The 14,094-nt window shown below is 64.2% G+C and carries 14 protein-coding genes; 4 read left to right on the top strand and 10 right to left on the bottom strand.

Annotation, left to right across the window (positions count from 1 at the left end; genetic code table 11):
- Positions 1-13 precede the first annotated feature (13 nt).
- Positions 14-2,089 carry a ribonucleoside-diphosphate reductase subunit alpha gene (locus tag MTR64_RS12415; RefSeq protein ID WP_243994289.1) on the bottom strand — a complete coding sequence of 692 codons (2,076 nt, stop codon included), beginning with the start codon at positions 2,087-2,089 and terminating at the stop codon, positions 14-16.
- 690 nt (positions 2,090-2,779) lie between these two features.
- Between MTR64_RS12415 and MTR64_RS12410 the strand changes: the two genes are divergently transcribed.
- Positions 2,780-3,025 (top strand): GlsB/YeaQ/YmgE family stress response membrane protein, encoded by a 246-nt coding sequence (locus MTR64_RS12410; protein ID WP_243994287.1) that lies wholly within the window; start codon positions 2,780-2,782, stop codon positions 3,023-3,025.
- An 18-nt stretch (positions 3,026-3,043) separates the two neighbouring features.
- Here the strand turns inward: MTR64_RS12410 and MTR64_RS12405 are convergent, their stop codons facing one another.
- The 4 genes from MTR64_RS12405 to MTR64_RS12390 all read right to left on the bottom strand — a co-directional run bounded on the left by MTR64_RS12405 (position 3,044) and on the right by MTR64_RS12390 (position 7,274).
- Positions 3,044-3,811: an SDR family NAD(P)-dependent oxidoreductase gene (locus tag MTR64_RS12405; protein WP_243994285.1), complete on the bottom strand. Its 768-nt coding sequence runs from the start codon at positions 3,809-3,811 to the stop codon at positions 3,044-3,046.
- Positions 3,808-4,548: an SDR family NAD(P)-dependent oxidoreductase gene (locus MTR64_RS12400; RefSeq protein ID WP_243994283.1), complete on the bottom strand. Its 741-nt coding sequence runs from the start codon at positions 4,546-4,548 to the stop codon at positions 3,808-3,810. Before MTR64_RS12400 ends, MTR64_RS12405 begins: the two co-directional genes overlap by 4 nt.
- A gap of 88 nt (positions 4,549-4,636) precedes the next feature.
- Positions 4,637-6,238 carry an L-aspartate oxidase gene (nadB, locus tag MTR64_RS12395; protein ID WP_243994281.1) on the bottom strand — a complete coding sequence of 534 codons (1,602 nt, stop codon included), beginning with the start codon at positions 6,236-6,238 and terminating at the stop codon, positions 4,637-4,639.
- 76 nt (positions 6,239-6,314) lie between these two features.
- On the bottom strand, positions 6,315-7,274 hold the full coding sequence (locus MTR64_RS12390) for an ABC transporter ATP-binding protein (protein WP_243994279.1): 960 nt from the start codon (positions 7,272-7,274) through the stop codon (positions 6,315-6,317).
- 137 nt (positions 7,275-7,411) lie between these two features.
- Between MTR64_RS12390 and MTR64_RS12385 the strand changes: the two genes are divergently transcribed.
- Positions 7,412-8,677 (top strand): cytochrome P450, encoded by a 1,266-nt coding sequence (locus MTR64_RS12385; RefSeq protein ID WP_243994277.1) that lies wholly within the window; start codon positions 7,412-7,414, stop codon positions 8,675-8,677.
- Positions 8,678-8,751: 74 nt separating this feature from the next.
- Here MTR64_RS12385 and MTR64_RS12380 read toward each other — a convergent pair whose 3' ends face one another.
- From MTR64_RS12380 to MTR64_RS12360, 5 genes are all read right to left on the bottom strand, one after another.
- Positions 8,752-9,564 carry a sterol desaturase family protein gene (locus tag MTR64_RS12380; RefSeq protein ID WP_243994275.1) on the bottom strand — a complete coding sequence of 271 codons (813 nt, stop codon included), beginning with the start codon at positions 9,562-9,564 and terminating at the stop codon, positions 8,752-8,754.
- Positions 9,565-9,696: 132 nt separating this feature from the next.
- Positions 9,697-10,461, bottom strand: coding sequence for a molybdopterin-dependent oxidoreductase (locus MTR64_RS12375; RefSeq protein ID WP_243994274.1), 765 nt, complete (start codon positions 10,459-10,461; stop codon positions 9,697-9,699).
- Positions 10,458-11,306: a cytochrome b/b6 domain-containing protein gene (locus MTR64_RS12370; protein ID WP_243994271.1), complete on the bottom strand. Its 849-nt coding sequence runs from the start codon at positions 11,304-11,306 to the stop codon at positions 10,458-10,460. The genes MTR64_RS12375 and MTR64_RS12370 overlap by 4 nt, the downstream gene beginning before the upstream one ends.
- Positions 11,303-11,935 carry a carboxymuconolactone decarboxylase family protein gene (locus MTR64_RS12365; RefSeq protein WP_243994269.1) on the bottom strand — a complete coding sequence of 211 codons (633 nt, stop codon included), beginning with the start codon at positions 11,933-11,935 and terminating at the stop codon, positions 11,303-11,305. The genes MTR64_RS12370 and MTR64_RS12365 overlap by 4 nt, the downstream gene beginning before the upstream one ends.
- 64 nt (positions 11,936-11,999) lie before the next feature.
- The gene (locus tag MTR64_RS12360) at positions 12,000-12,416 is read right to left on the bottom strand and encodes a secondary thiamine-phosphate synthase enzyme YjbQ (protein ID WP_243994266.1); all 417 of its coding nucleotides are present in this window, start codon (positions 12,414-12,416) and stop codon (positions 12,000-12,002) included.
- Positions 12,417-12,488: 72 nt separating this feature from the next.
- Between MTR64_RS12360 and MTR64_RS12355 the strand changes: the two genes are divergently transcribed.
- A complete protein-coding gene (locus MTR64_RS12355; RefSeq protein ID WP_243994265.1) occupies positions 12,489-13,289 on the top strand; it encodes an enoyl-CoA hydratase-related protein in 801 nt (266 codons plus the stop codon).
- Complete coding sequence (locus tag MTR64_RS12350; protein WP_243994263.1) at positions 13,286-14,059, top strand: enoyl-CoA hydratase/isomerase family protein; 774 nt, start codon at positions 13,286-13,288, stop codon at positions 14,057-14,059. The genes MTR64_RS12355 and MTR64_RS12350 overlap by 4 nt, the downstream gene beginning before the upstream one ends.
- The last annotated feature ends 35 nt before the right edge of the window (positions 14,060-14,094 follow it).

Below are 14,094 nucleotides of genomic sequence, written 5' to 3'. Positions count from 1 at the left end.
TACTGGCAACCCCTTACTGGCAGGCGAGACACTCATCGTAGTCGGTCGTCTCGCCGATTTCGAACTTGGGCGCCTCGGCGGTGTTGTCCGCCTCCACGCCGCCCGCGCCCGCGAAGCCCGCGCGCTGCACCGACTTGGAACGCAGGTAGTAGAGCGACTTGATGCCCTTCTCCCAGGCCTGGAAGTGCAGCATCATCAGGTCCCACTTGTCGACGTCGGCCGGGATGAACAGATTCAGCGACTGGGCCTGATCGATGTAGGGCGTGCGGTCGGCGGCGAATTCGAGCAGCCAGCGCTGGTCGATCTCGAAGCTGGTCTTGTAGACCGCCTTTTCCTCCGGCGAGAGGAAGTCGAGGTGCTGGACCGAACCGCCGTGCTCGAGGATCGAGTTCCACACATTGGTGGAATCCTTCGACTTCGAGGCGAGCAGCTTCTGCAGGTAGGGGTTCTTCACCACGAACGAGCCCGAAAGCGTCTTGTGGGTGTAGATGTTCGCCGGGATCGGCTCGATGCAGGCCGAGGTGCCGCCGCAGATGATCGAGATCGACGCGGTCGGCGCGATCGCCATCTTGCAGCTGAAACGCTCCATCGCGCCGGTGTCAGCGGCATCCGGGCAGGGGCCGCGCTCATTGGCCAGCAGCATCGAGGCCTCGTTGGCTTTCATGTTGATGTACTGGAACATCTGCATGTTGAGCGCCTTGGCCATCGCGCTTTCGAAGGCGATGCCCTTCTTCTGCAGGTACGAGTGGAAGCCCATCACGCCCATGCCGACCGAGCGCTCGCGCATGGCCGAATACTTGGCGCGCGCCATCTCGTCCGGCGCACGGTCGATGTAGTCCTGCAGCACGTTGTCGAGGAAGCGCAGCACGTCCTCGATGAAACGCTTGTCGCCCTTCCACTCTTCCCAGGTCTCGAGGTTGAGCGACGAGAGGCAGCACACCGCCGTGCGGTCGTTGCCGAGGTGATCGCGGCCGGTCGGCAGCGTGATTTCCGAGCACAGGTTCGAAGTCGAGACCTTGAGGCCGAGATCGCGGTGATGCTTGGGCATCATGCGGTTCACGGTGTCGGAGAAGACGATGTAGGGCTCACCGGTGGCGAGGCGAACCTCGACCAGCTTCTGGAACAGCGAGCGGGCATCGACCTTGCCACGCACCGAACCGTCGCGCGGGCTCTTCAGTTCGAATTCGGCGCCGTCACGCACCGCTTCCATGAACTCGTCGGTGAGCAGCACACCATGGTGCAGGTTGAGCGCCTTGCGGTTGAAGTCGCCCGAAGGCTTGCGGATCTCGAGGAACTCTTCGATCTCCGGGTGCGAAACGTCGATGTAGCAGGCGGCTGAACCACGGCGCAGCGAGCCCTGCGAGATCGCGAGCGTAAGGCTGTCCATCACGCGCACGAAGGGGATGATGCCGCTGGTCTTGCCGTTGAGGCCTACCGGTTCGCCGATGCCGCGCACACTGCCCCAGTAGGTGCCGATGCCGCCCCCGCGCGAGGCGAGCCAGACGTTCTCGTTCCAGGTGGCAACAATGCCTTCGAGGCTGTCGTCGACCGAGTTCAGGTAGCACGAGATCGGCAGGCCCCGGCCGGTGCCGCCATTCGACAGGACCGGGGTCGCAGGCATGAACCACAGGCGCGAGATATAGTCATAGAGCCGCTGGGCGTGCTCCTGATCGTCGGCATAGGCATCGGCCACGCGGGCGAACAGGTCCTGGTACTTCTCGCCGGGCAGCAGGTAGCGGTCGTCGAGCGTCTCCTTGCCGAAATCGGTAAGAAGCGCATCGCGGCTGTCATCGGTAGTGATGGTGAAGCGGCGATCGTGGATCGCCTTGGAATCGCTCTTCTTCGGCGCCTTGACCGGCGCCTCTGCCAGCAGGTCGGCGGTAGCCGTGTCGGTCTTGTCCATGGCGATTGCCGGGCCCTTGCCCGTCTCCTTTTCCTTTGGCGCGGCCTTTGCCGGGGTCTCGGGTTCGCTCATCGCGATCTGATCTCCATCGTCGTGACCCTGATCGAGACTGGCCACATGACCTTCGTTTCCGTTCCTGAAATCCACTTGCGCCCCCCGCATCAGCCGCCGGTCAAAATCTGTCATCAAACCGCCTCGCGGCGGGTTCACAGCTAAAGGCAGCAGCCGGGCAGTGCCGGTGCGAGTCGGCGGAAAGCAAGCTTCCCGTCTAGCACCAATAGCACAAAAAGAGAACAAAATGTCCCTGCCCGACCCCTGCCGCGCCGCCACGAAATCCCTGCCCCACCTTTGGGAATCTCCTGCAGCCCCATTTCAGGTCCACGGGTATTTCCTAGGTCTTGAGGCCCCGCGAGCGACGCGCCACAACCCATAGTGCTCTTTCTGCAAACGGGTGCAAGAGGGTGAAGCCGGGGTTAATCCGGGCTGACCACGAGGGGTGGACAGCCCGGCAGATCGCGCGACGCGTGGAAAGTCCTGCTCCCGTCACCGGCGCAAGTGCCTTAAGCATGAATGCGCGCAAAAATTTTTCCACATAAATTGGCGGTGAACCGAATCGGGCTTGCGACGAACCGAGTCCATTTTTGCCAGAGTCAAGCGGCTGTTATAGCCAATATGGGGTCATCAAGCCGGATACCACGCCACATGCAGTGTCACATGCAGGTCAAAGCCCCTGCCGCGCGGACGCGATCGGTCGATGCCTCAACGACGCCTGCCGAGTCAGGATGGGCAAAGCGGCTCCGGTCATGCAACCTTCGTCCCATACGGCGCATTACGCTCCGGCACTGCAATCCACCCCGTGAGAGGAACAAAGCCCCCATGTTCAACATCATTGGCGCCATATTCAGCGGTCTGTTCATCGGCATTCTGGCGCGCTTCTTCTATCCCGGTGCCGTCTCTATGGGCTGGGTCGCCACGATCCTGCTCGGCATCGGCGGCTCGCTGGCAGCCGGGCTCGTGACCAGCCGGGGCCAGCGGGATTTCAGCCGCGCCGGATGCCTCGCCTCGATCCTGGGCGCGATGGCGCTGATCTTCCTCGGCCGCACCTTCGGCATCGGCGGCTGATTCTATTGAGCCCAGGTTCTATTGGGCGCGCGCCAGGATATTGGCGGCCGTGGTGACCAGACCACCATTGGCCGCAATCGTCTGCCCGGTAATCCAGCGCCCTTCGTCCGACGCGAGGAAGCCCACGACTTCGGCAATGTCCTCCGGCTCGCCCAGACGGCGCAGTGCGGTCCAGGGCACGACCTGATCGGGCCAAGACTGCCCGGCGATCATCTCCGTGCGCGTGCAGCCCGGCGCCACCGAATTGCAGGTGATCCCGCGCGGGCCCAACTCCTGCGCGAGACTGCGCATGAAAGCCTCCGCCCCGGCCTTGGCGGCCGCCCCGATCGAGACCCCCGGAGCGGGATGCGTGGCCATGCCAGAAGAGATGAAGACGATCCGCCCGGCTTCGCTCGCGGTCAGCCGGGCAAACTCGGATGCTGCCAGAATCGTCGCGCGCAGATTGAGCGCCAGCACTGCATCGACAGTCTCCAGCGGCATGTCCGCCGCCAGCCCGCCCTTGCCACCGCCCGCGTTGAGCACCAGCACATCGAGCGCGCCATGGATGGCATGGGCCGCGCGCACGACCTCAAGCGCAGTTTCGCCAGTGGCAAGGTCACCCATCACGACATCGGCACTGCCGCCCGCCGCACGAATGACCTCCGCGACTGCATCGGCCCGATCACGCTGGCTGCGCGCATGGATCACCACGCGTGCGCCCTCGGATGCCAACTTGCGCGCAATGGCCGCGCCGATCCCGCGCGATGAACCCGTGACAAGCGCGATGCGCCCTTCCAACCGCTTCACAACAGTGCTCCGCCATCGACCGGAATCACTGTCCCGGTAATCCAGCGCGCGGCATCGCTGCACAGGAAGGCGATCGGCCCGGCAATGTCCTCGGGCTGCGCCACACGCTTCAAAGCCTGATCGCGCGTGGTGATCTCGAAGCCCTGTGGCGTTTCCGCCCAGGCGGCGATCGGGCCGGTGGCGGTGGTGCCGGGCGCCACCGCGTTGACCCGGATCCAGCGCGGTCCGAACTCGTGCGCGGCGCGGCGCACCAGCGTTTCGATGCCGCCCTTCATCGTTGCATAGGCCGCGACGCCGCCCGTCACCCGCCGCGCGGTGAGCGAGGAAACGAAGACCACGCTCGCCCCTTCCGCCAGCGTGGGCGACAGCGCCTGCAGCAGGAAGAACGGCGCGCGCAGGTTTACAGTGAAAATGCGGTCGAAGGTCTCTTCGCTGCACACTCCGATGTCCGAAGGCGGCATCACCGCCGCATTCATCACCAGCGCCTGCAGACCATCAGGACAGCGTGCCGCGACCTCGGCGGCGAGCCGCGCCGGGGTTTGCGGATCAGACAGGTCACCGCTCACCAGTTCCGCACCGCCGCCACCGCCCCTGATTTCCGCCACGACGGCCTCAGCCTTGTCGCGATTGCCACCGTAGTGGACGATGACACGGTATCCGTCCGCCGCGAGTGCGCGCGCCGTGGCCGCGCCGATACCCTGCGACGAGCCGGTGACGAATGCTGTCCTGATAGCCATTCTGCCTCTCTCCCTTGTACCGGGGAGAGTGCGGCACCTGCGGGCCGCTGTCGACCTGCCACGCAACTGCTACGCGGGAGCGATGGGCTCAGGGCACCAGCACGGTATCGAGCGGCACCTCGTCCGTCTGCGGATAGTCGAGCGTGTAGTGCAACCCCCGGCTCTCATGCCGTTTGAGCGCGGACCGCACGATCAGTTCAGCCGATTGCAGCAGGTTGCGCAGCTCGATCAGGTCAGTCGAGACGCGGAAGTGACGGTAATATTCCTCGATCTCGGTATTGAGCAACTGGATGCGGTGCATCGCGCGCTCCAGGCGTTTGGTCGTTCGCACGATGCCCACGTAGTTCCACATGAAACGGCGAATCTCGGTCCAGTTCTGCTTGATGACCACTTCCTCGTCCGGTTCGGTGACGCGGCTTTCATCCCAGGGCCGGACCGACGGAGGCACGTCGAAACTGTCCCAGTTTGCAAGGATATGCGCCGCCGCCGCATCGCCGAACACAAAGCATTCGAGCAAGGAATTGGACGCCAGACGGTTGGCCCCGTGAAGACCACTCTCAGTGCATTCGCCAGCGGCATAGAGGCCGGGCAGATCAGTGCGCCCATCAAGGTCGATCAGCACACCGCCACAGGTGTAGTGCTGGGCGGGCACAACCGGGATCGGCTCCTTGGTCATGTCGATGCCGAGCGTCAGCAGCTTCTCGTAGATCGTGGGGAAATGCTCGCGCACGAATTCCGGCGGCTGGTGGCTGATGTCGAGATGGACGCAGTCGAGACCGAAGCGCTTGATCTCGGAGTCGATCGCGCGTGCCACCACATCGCGCGGGGCCAGTTCGAGCCGCTCGGGATCGTAGAAGGTCATGAAGCGCTTACCAGTGCGCGGATTGATCAGCCGACCGCCCTCGCCCCGCACGGCTTCAGTGATGAGGAAGTTCTTCACCTCCAGATTGTAGAGGCAGGTCGGATGGAACTGCATCATCTCCATGTTGGAGACCCGCGCACCTGCACGCCAGGCCATCGAGATGCCATCGCCGGTAGCGCCGCGCGGCGCCGTGCTGAACTGATAGACGCGGCCCGCGCCGCCAGTCGCCAGCACCGTCGCACGGGCAGTGAAAGCCTCGACGTGGCCGCTCACTTCATTGAGAGCATAGGCGCCCCAGACCCTGCCTGACGCCGAATAGCGCATCTCGTGCTTGCCGGTGATGAAGTCGATGCACGAACGGCCAGGCAGCAGAGTGATGTTGGGATTGGCTTCCGCCGCACGCAGCAGCGCCTGTTGGACCGCCCAGCCGGTAGCGTCGTTCACATGGACGATACGGCGGTGCGAATGCCCGCCCTCACGCGTCAGGTGGAGTTCATTGCCCTCCATGTTGAACGGCACACCCAGATCCATCAGGCGGTTGATCGCGTGAGGGGCACGTTCGATGACGAAATCGACCGTCTCACGCCGGTTGAGGCCGGCCCCCGCGATCATGGTATCGCGCTCATGTTCCTCGAAAGTGTCGCCCTGATCGAGCACGGCCGCGATGCCGCCCTGCGCCCACGCCGTCGAACCACCCGTGAGCGTCCCCTTGGCCAGCACCGCGACCTTGTGCTGTTCGGCCAGAGCCAGCGCAGCGGTAAGTCCCGCCGCGCCTGAGCCGATCACGAGAATATCGAAAGTACGGGCGGGGCTTGCTAGCGATTCCATCGCGCTTCCTTGCCGGGACATGACAGTCGCTGCAAGATTTTGTGCCTTTCCGGCACGACATACCCGAAACGCAATGTCAGGCGGCGCTACGCGCCTGACTCGTCAGCGTCACGAAGACATCCTCCAGATCAGCTTCGCGTGTCGTCACATCCACAATGGCGAATCCTTGCGCCTGAATCGCCGAGAGAATTTCACCCGCATTGCTGCGATCCTTGTCATAAGTGATCTCCAGCTCCCGTTCACCGGTCTTCTCGCACTTGAGGAAGCCAGGATGGCTGGGCAGCTCGGTTACCTCGCGGTCAAGCGTGAGCGCGATGATTTTCTCGCGGGCCATGCCGACCAGTTCGCGCGTCGGCTTGTTGGCGATCACCTGCCCGTGGTTGATGATGGCGATGCGGTCGCAAAGCTCCTCGGCTTCCTCGAGGTAGTGCGTGGTGAGCACGATCGTCACGCCTTCGCGGTTCATCTCGGTGACGAGATCCCAGAGCTGGCGGCGCAGCTCGACATCGACGCCCGCGGTCGGTTCATCGAGCACCAGGACTGGCGGCTGGTGGACGAGCGCCTTGGCGATAAGCAGGCGCCGCTTCATCCCGCCTGACAGAGTGCGGGCATAGGCGTTGCGCTTGTCGCCCAGATGGACCGCGCGCAGCAGTTCCTCCGACCGGCGCAGATGCTTGGCGATGCCATAGAGCCCGGCCTGGATCTCGAGCACTTCGAACGGCGTGAAGAAAGGATCGAAGACGATCTCCTGCGGCACGATGCCGATCGAGCGCTTGGCATTGCGCTGGTCGCGATCGATATCGAACCCCCAGATCTCGGCCGTGCCGGAGGACTTGCGCACGAGCCCGGCCAGAATGTTGATCAGCGTCGATTTACCGGCGCCATTGGGGCCGAGCAGCCCGAAGATGCCGCCTTCCGGCACGTCAAACGAAACGCCGTTCAACGCCAGCTTTCCCTCGGCCTCACCCGCCGGCGCATAGCGCTTGACAAGATCGCGGATGGAGATGGCGGCCGTAGGTGCAGGGGAAGTGCTCATGACCTCAGCATGTGGGGCAGGTTTGCAGCGGCGTAAAGAGCAGCCCTTGCTTGACGGGATATCAGCCCTCACTTATGATCCACACTATATCACTACTAAACCGTCGGCCCGGCGGCATGAAGAATGGGAGACCTGAAATGGCAAGTGCCGCGGAACTCGTGGAAAAAGACTATTTCACCGATCACTCGGTGCTTCTCGACCCCTACGACTATTTCGAGACGATCCGCGCCCATGGCCCGGTCTACCAGATGCGCAGCCGCGACGTGGTGGTCGTAACCGGATTTGCCGAGGCGCTCGAGGTCCTGCTCAACACCCGCGACTTCTCGTCCTGGCTGAACCCCGATCCGCTGGTGGCGCTACCCTTCGAGATCGAGGGCGATGACATTACCGCGCAATTGGCCTCGGCGCCGAGCAATCCGATGGAGCTGATGGTCTCCTACGACGGAGACCGGCACGCGGCTGCGCGCTCACTGCTCAACCCGCTGTTCACGCCTTCGCGGCTCAAGGCCAACGAGGCCTTCATGCGCGCCTACGCGGAGGACATGGTCAGGGAAGTGGTCGCGGCGGGCGGTTGTGAACTGGTCAACAAGGTCGCCACACCCTTCGTCACCATGGTCATTGCCGACCTGCTGGGCGTGCCGGCGGACGACCGCGAATCCTTCCGCCAGATCATCGACTCCGCCCCGCCCCCGGGCAACATGGACGCCGGTGACGAAGGCCAGAGCGTCCACCCGCTGATGGTCATGGCCGGGTACTTCGGCCGCTACGTCGCCGAGCGCCGCGCCCAGCCGCAGGATGACGTCATGACGGAAATGGCGCTGGCCACCTACCCCGACGGCACGACGCCCGATGCCATGGAAGTGGTCAAAACCGCGATGTTCCTGTTCGCCGCCGGGCAGGACACCAGCGCCAAGCTGATCGGCAATTCAATGCGCCGCCTCGCCGAGGATCAGGCGCTCCAACAGCAGTTGCGCGAGGACCGTTCGCTCATCGGCCCATTCCTGGAGGAAGTGCTGCGGATCGAAGGCTCGACCAAGGCAACGTTCCGCATCGCCTCTCGCAAGACCCGCATCGGGGAAATGGAGCTCCCCGCCGGCAAACGCGTGGTCGTCTCGCTGTCAGCGGCCAACCGCGATCCGCGCCGGTGGGACAATCCCGGCGAGTTCCGCATCGGCCGCCCCAAGATCAAGGAACACCTCGCGTTCGGGCGCGGTGCCCATACTTGCGCCGGCGCGCCCTTGGCGCGGGCGGAAGTCGCCGTGATCCTCGACCGGTTCCTGGAACACAGCAGCGCGATCACTCTGGACGAGGCGCGCCATGGCTCTGCCGGTGCCCGCACCATCGAATACGAGCCGAGCTACATCATCCGCGGGCTCGCCAACCTGCATATCAAGCTCGCCTGACCGCCACGCACGGAGGCGAAACAAAACCGGGGCCCTGCGGGCCCCGGTTTCTCTTTACCTGCCTGTCCAAGCTGTCAGGCGGCGCCGACGCCTCCCGGCGCTTTCTTGGCCTTGGGCGCATATTCAGCACCCTTGTAGCCCTGCCCGTAGTCCAGCGTGCCGAACATCCAGTCATAGAGCAGCGAGATCGTCGCGAAGTTGCCGCCGGTGAAACGCGCGTGGTGGTTGTGGTGCATCGCCGACATTGTGTTGAGATACTTGAAGGGGAAGCGGTCCACCGTCCACAAGTCATGGTTGTGCAGGTTGATCTCGGTGAAGGCGACCCAGGTGATCACGATCGTGGCGACGTGGAAATCGCCCATGAAACGAGACAGCACGAAGATGCACGCAACGTAGAGCCCCAGACCCATCGCCACTTCCAGCGGGTGGATATAGCTCGAATCCTCGCGGCAGGGGTTGTGCTGGCGGTGGTGCACGGCGTGGACCCACATCAGCGGCCCGCCAAGGAACCCGGCATCGTGGAACAGGAAGCGGTGCACGAGGTAATAGAAGAAGTCATAGACCATCAGGATCACGAAGCAGTCGAGCAGGACCTGCCAGACCGGCTGCGCCTCTGCCGTAAGGCAGAAGGGCAGGATGCCCGCGAAGATGACCACCCAGTAGAACACGCCCCACTTGCGATTCCAGCGCAGGTTTGCGGCATAGCGCGGGTTTTCCATTTTCTGGGCGTAGGTCTCGCGGTTAAGCCTCTTCGCCGCGCGAAACGTGGGAACCAGCTGCACGAGCAGCTTTCCCGCAAACGTCACCGCCGCAATGCCGACTGCTGTTATGAGCGACAATTGCCAGTGGTAGCCTGCCGCCAGCCCATCCCAAAAAGCACTGTTCATGATGCGATCCTCTCAAAGACTGTTTCCCGGAGCTGATTCGCCAGCAGCTGCGGGAACAGCATTCTCATAGCGATACAGTGTGGATCACTTCTTTGTCCGAGATCAATTTTGATGGGTTACGCGGCGGGAACGTCAGATCCCGGCATACCAGGCGTAGCTGCCGTTATCCTCCCAATAGCCGCCCTTGCCGCCATAGATGCCGCCGAGCGAGGCCACTGCCTCGATCCGGGTCACGAACTTGGCGTGCTTGTAGCCGAGCTGGCGCTCCACACGCAGGCGGAGCGGTGCGCCGTGGGCCTGTTCCAGCGGCCTGCCGTTCATCGACCAGGCCAGGAGCGTCTGCGGATGGAAGGCGTCCACCAGATCGATCGATTCGTAATAGGGCCGGCCGTGGTAGAGGTCGGCGCAGTGGAACACGATGTACTTCGCCTGCGGTTTGAGCCCGGCGAGATCGAGGATCGCACCGAGGCGCGGCCCGGTCCACTGGCCGATCGCGCTCCAGCCCTCGACGCAGTCGTGCCGCGTGATCTGCTTGCGCTGCGGCATGGATCTGAGCACGTCCAGCGGCAGCGTCACCGGCTTGTCCACCAGCCCTTCCACCCGCAGCGCCCATTGCGAAAAGCCTTGTGCCAGATGCTGACGATAGACGGGGTCGGCCACTTCGCGGCTGCCGTTGGCACGGAACTGCGGCGACATGTCCGCCTCGCTGAACTCGCGCGCCAGCGCATGGCGGCCGAGCGCACGCTGGGTCAGTTTGTGCAGGTCTTCCGCGCCTTCCAGCGTATGGCGGAAGGTGGGGTTCTCGAACAGCTTGTCGCAGCCGGAGAGCATGATGCTGCCCGCTCCGGCGGCCCCGCCGCGGATCAGCGTGCGGCGCGAGAGGATCAGGCGGCTCATGCAGTCTTGTCCTTCGGCAGGCGGTAGCGCCCGGTAATCATCGAGCGCACTTCGTTGAAGGGCCCGGCGAGCACGACCATGGCCATGTGAACGAGAAAGAACGCCACCAGTGCGAAGGCGCACAGGAAATGCACCGACCGCGCCGACTGGCGCCCGCCGAAGATCTCCGTCGCCAGCGGAAACCAGGCATCGGTGCCGGGCGACAACGCGAGGCCGGTCAGGATCATCAGCGGCAGCAGGCCGAACAGCACACCAGCATAGGCCAGCTTCTGCAGCACGTTGTAGCGCAGCGCCGCAACGTCCGTAGGAAAGCGCAGGCGGGCATGGTCCTTCACATCATGCCAGATGTGAGAGGGCCGCCACTCTGCGCGGGTGATGTGAATGTCGCGCTGGAGGTGCCGGTTGACCAGCGACCACAGCAGATAGAACAACAACCCCACCGCCAGCACCCATGCGAACGCGAGGTGCCAGATGCGCGCACCGGCAAGGCTGTAGCGCGAAGGGATCGTCACCCAGTAGGGAAAGGCCCGGCGCTGCACGCGGCCGTCCTGATCCTTCCACAGTCCAAGCAAGCCAGTGGTCGTCACCCGTGCGCGGCCAATCTGGAGATAGCCGTACTCCTCGCCTCCGGCGCGGGCCGAACTGATCTTCAGCCAGGGCGCATCGTAGTTCGCCCCGTACTCGCCCCAGTAGAGGCGAGGGTGCGCATTGAAGATCATCAGCCCGCTCATCAGCATGACGAGCAGGGTCACGGCATTGATCCAGTGCCACAGGCGCGTGGAGAAGCGGTGGCGTTTCACCACATCCCCGCCTTTCGGCGCCGCGCCGGTGGCCTGTTCGCTCACAGCCGTGTCAGTCCCGGATTGTCGTCCACCAGCCGGACGCGCAGCGTGTTCTGCACAAAGGCGGTGGCGACGTACTGGCCCACCATCATCGGAAATTCGATCAGCTGCGCCTCATCCCAGCTTTCGGCGAGGGTATCCCAGGTCTCATCGGACAGGGCCATGTCCTCGAGTAGCTCCTCCACCCCGTGCAGGATCGCAGCTTCGTGTGCGGTCCAGCCCGGCGCGGTGGAACCAGTGCGCGTGCGTTCAACCGCCTGACGGTCGAGACCTACGCGGTAGGCGATCTCGACATGCTGGCCCCATTCATAGGGCGCGCGGCACAGCCAGCCGATCCGCAGAATAGCCAGCTCGCGCTCGCGCGGCGGAATCCGTCCGTTGAAGAGCGCCGTGCCCATTTCCATCTGGCAGCGGAAAATGTCCGGATGCTTGAGCATGGTGCGCATGTATTCGGGCACATCGTCCATGCGTGGCGCACCTGCGCCGGCGCGGACCGCGTGGACCAGTTCGCGGGACGCATCGTCAATATTGTCCTGTGTCACCGGTTCGATGCGAGGGCCCGCACCGACAACGTGCGCCTCGCGCGCTGCAATATCGAAGCCCGGATCAAATTCCGCCGTGTCTACGTCCATGCCCGCTCCTTCTCTCCCTGATGTTCGGTCCAGGCTCTTCTGCGGTTACAGATGCGGCCCGGTTCTATTCGCCGATCACATGCACGGCGATCTGGCGACGGTGCGGCATCGCCCGGTGCTCGGCAAGGTATATTCCCTGCCAGGTGCCCAGCGCCATGCGCCCGCCGATCACCGGGATCTGCAGGTTCACGCCCGTGAGCGTCGCCTTGAGATGCGCGGGCATGTCGTCCGGCCCTTCGTCGTCGTGGGCATAGTGCAGGCCCTCGGGCGCCAGCCGGTCAAGCCAGTCCGCCATATCAGTACGCACTTCGCGCGCGGCGTTCTCCTGAATCACAAGCGAGGCCGAAGTATGGCGGCACAGCAAGGTGAGCAGCCCTTCCGAGAGGCCGGTTTCCGTCAGCCAGCGGGCCATCGCCCGCGTGATATCGGTAAAGCCGCGGCCCGGAGTTTCGAAGGAAAGGATGGTAGACACTTGTCTCATGGCCGCACGATCTTGATCCCTTGACGCAGAGGTTTCAACAGGCGGCAGACGCTGGCGAGAGGAGAGAGGCGCATGGAAACCCGGTTCTGCACGGTCGAGACGGACGGCCAGGTGATGACCGTGACGATCAACCGTCCGGAAATGCGCAATGCCCTCCACGGCGAAGCGAATTTCGAGCTGGGCGAAGTATTCGACCGGTTCGAGGCCGATCCGCAATCATGGGTAGCGATCCTCACCGGCGCGGGCGACAAGGCCTTTTCCGCCGGGGCCGATCTGCGCACCCCTTCGAACAAGGAAGATCCGCGCGCGTTCAAGGGCATGCCGGTGCCCGAAACCGGCTTTGCAGGGCTCGTCTGGCGTTTCAATCGGCGCAAACCTGTAATCGCGGCGGTAAATGGCTTCGCCATGGGCGGCGGCTTCGAGGCGGCGCTGGCCTGCGACGTGATCGTGGCCGCCGAAAGCGCCAGCTTCGGCCTGACCGAACCCAAGGTGGGCCTCGCAGCACTCGGTGGCGGCATCCAGCGCATCGTGCAGGAACTCGGCCCCAAGCGCGCCCACGCCATGTTGCTCACCGCGCGCAAGGTGCCTGCGTCGCAAGCGCACGAATGGGGCGTGGTCGCCGAAGTGGTGCCCGATGCGGACCTGCTGGCCTGCGCCCGGCGCTGGGCGGACGAGATCATCGCCTGCTCCCCCGCCTCGATCATCGCCACCAAGGCAGTGATGCAGTCCTATTACGACCTCGGCATGGAAGCCTCGAACCGCGAGATGTTCGCGCTTCCCGAAGTGCGCGCGATGTTCATGGGGCCGGACGCCCGCGAGGGCGGCAAGGCGCTGTTCGAAAAGCGCGCGCCGGTCTGGTCAGACCCGCAATGAGCGGGGCGCCCACGGTCCTGGTCGAGCAACAGGCGGGTATTGCGCTCGTCACGCTGAACCGACCGGAACGGCGCAACGGCGTGACCGTGGGCATGTGCCGCGAGGTCTACGAGGCCGTGCGGCAGGTTTCCGAGAGCGATGCCCGCGTGCTGGTGCTGCGCGGTGCCGGGAACGACTTCTGTGTGGGCGCCGACATCGCACCTTCTAAGGAGACACCCGTCGCGGACGGCACACACGAACCGGTCACGACCGGGTTCTATCACGCCTCCACCCTGCTCCACACGATGCCTCAGGTGACCATTGCCGCAATCGACGGCGGCTGCGCAGGTGCGGGCATGGGCTGGGCGACATCGTGCGACTTGCGCTTCGCCACCGCGCGTGCGCGGTTCTCGACCGCCTTTCTCAATGTCGGCGTTTCGGGCGACATGGGCTTGGCGTGGAATCTCGATCGCCTGCTCGGTGGCGCGAAGGCACGCGAACTGCTGTTCTTCCCCGACCGTTTCGGCGGTGAGGAAGCGCTGGCGATGGGTCTGGTCAACCGGCTGTTTGCGGACGAGGTCTTGCATGACGAGACGCTGGCGCTCGCCCGGCAACTGGCAGCGCGCGATCCGCTGGCGCTGCGGCTGATGAAGGCCAATTGCGTCTCGGCCGAAACGCTGACGATCGGAGAATACATCGACATCGAGACCGAGCGCCACCTTCAGACCACCAGCCGCCCCGAACTCAACCGGCTCATGTCAGAGGGATACGCGCGCCGGAAAGACGACTAAGGGTGACGTCAAACGCCCCGCACAAGACAGGGAGA

The organism is Novosphingobium album (ex Hu et al. 2023), assembly GCF_022832385.1.
Lineage (GTDB): Bacteria > Pseudomonadota > Alphaproteobacteria > Sphingomonadales > Sphingomonadaceae > Novosphingobium > Novosphingobium album.
The sequence above is the reverse complement of the archived record's forward strand: the minus strand, read 5'-3'. Positions and strand labels throughout refer to the sequence as shown.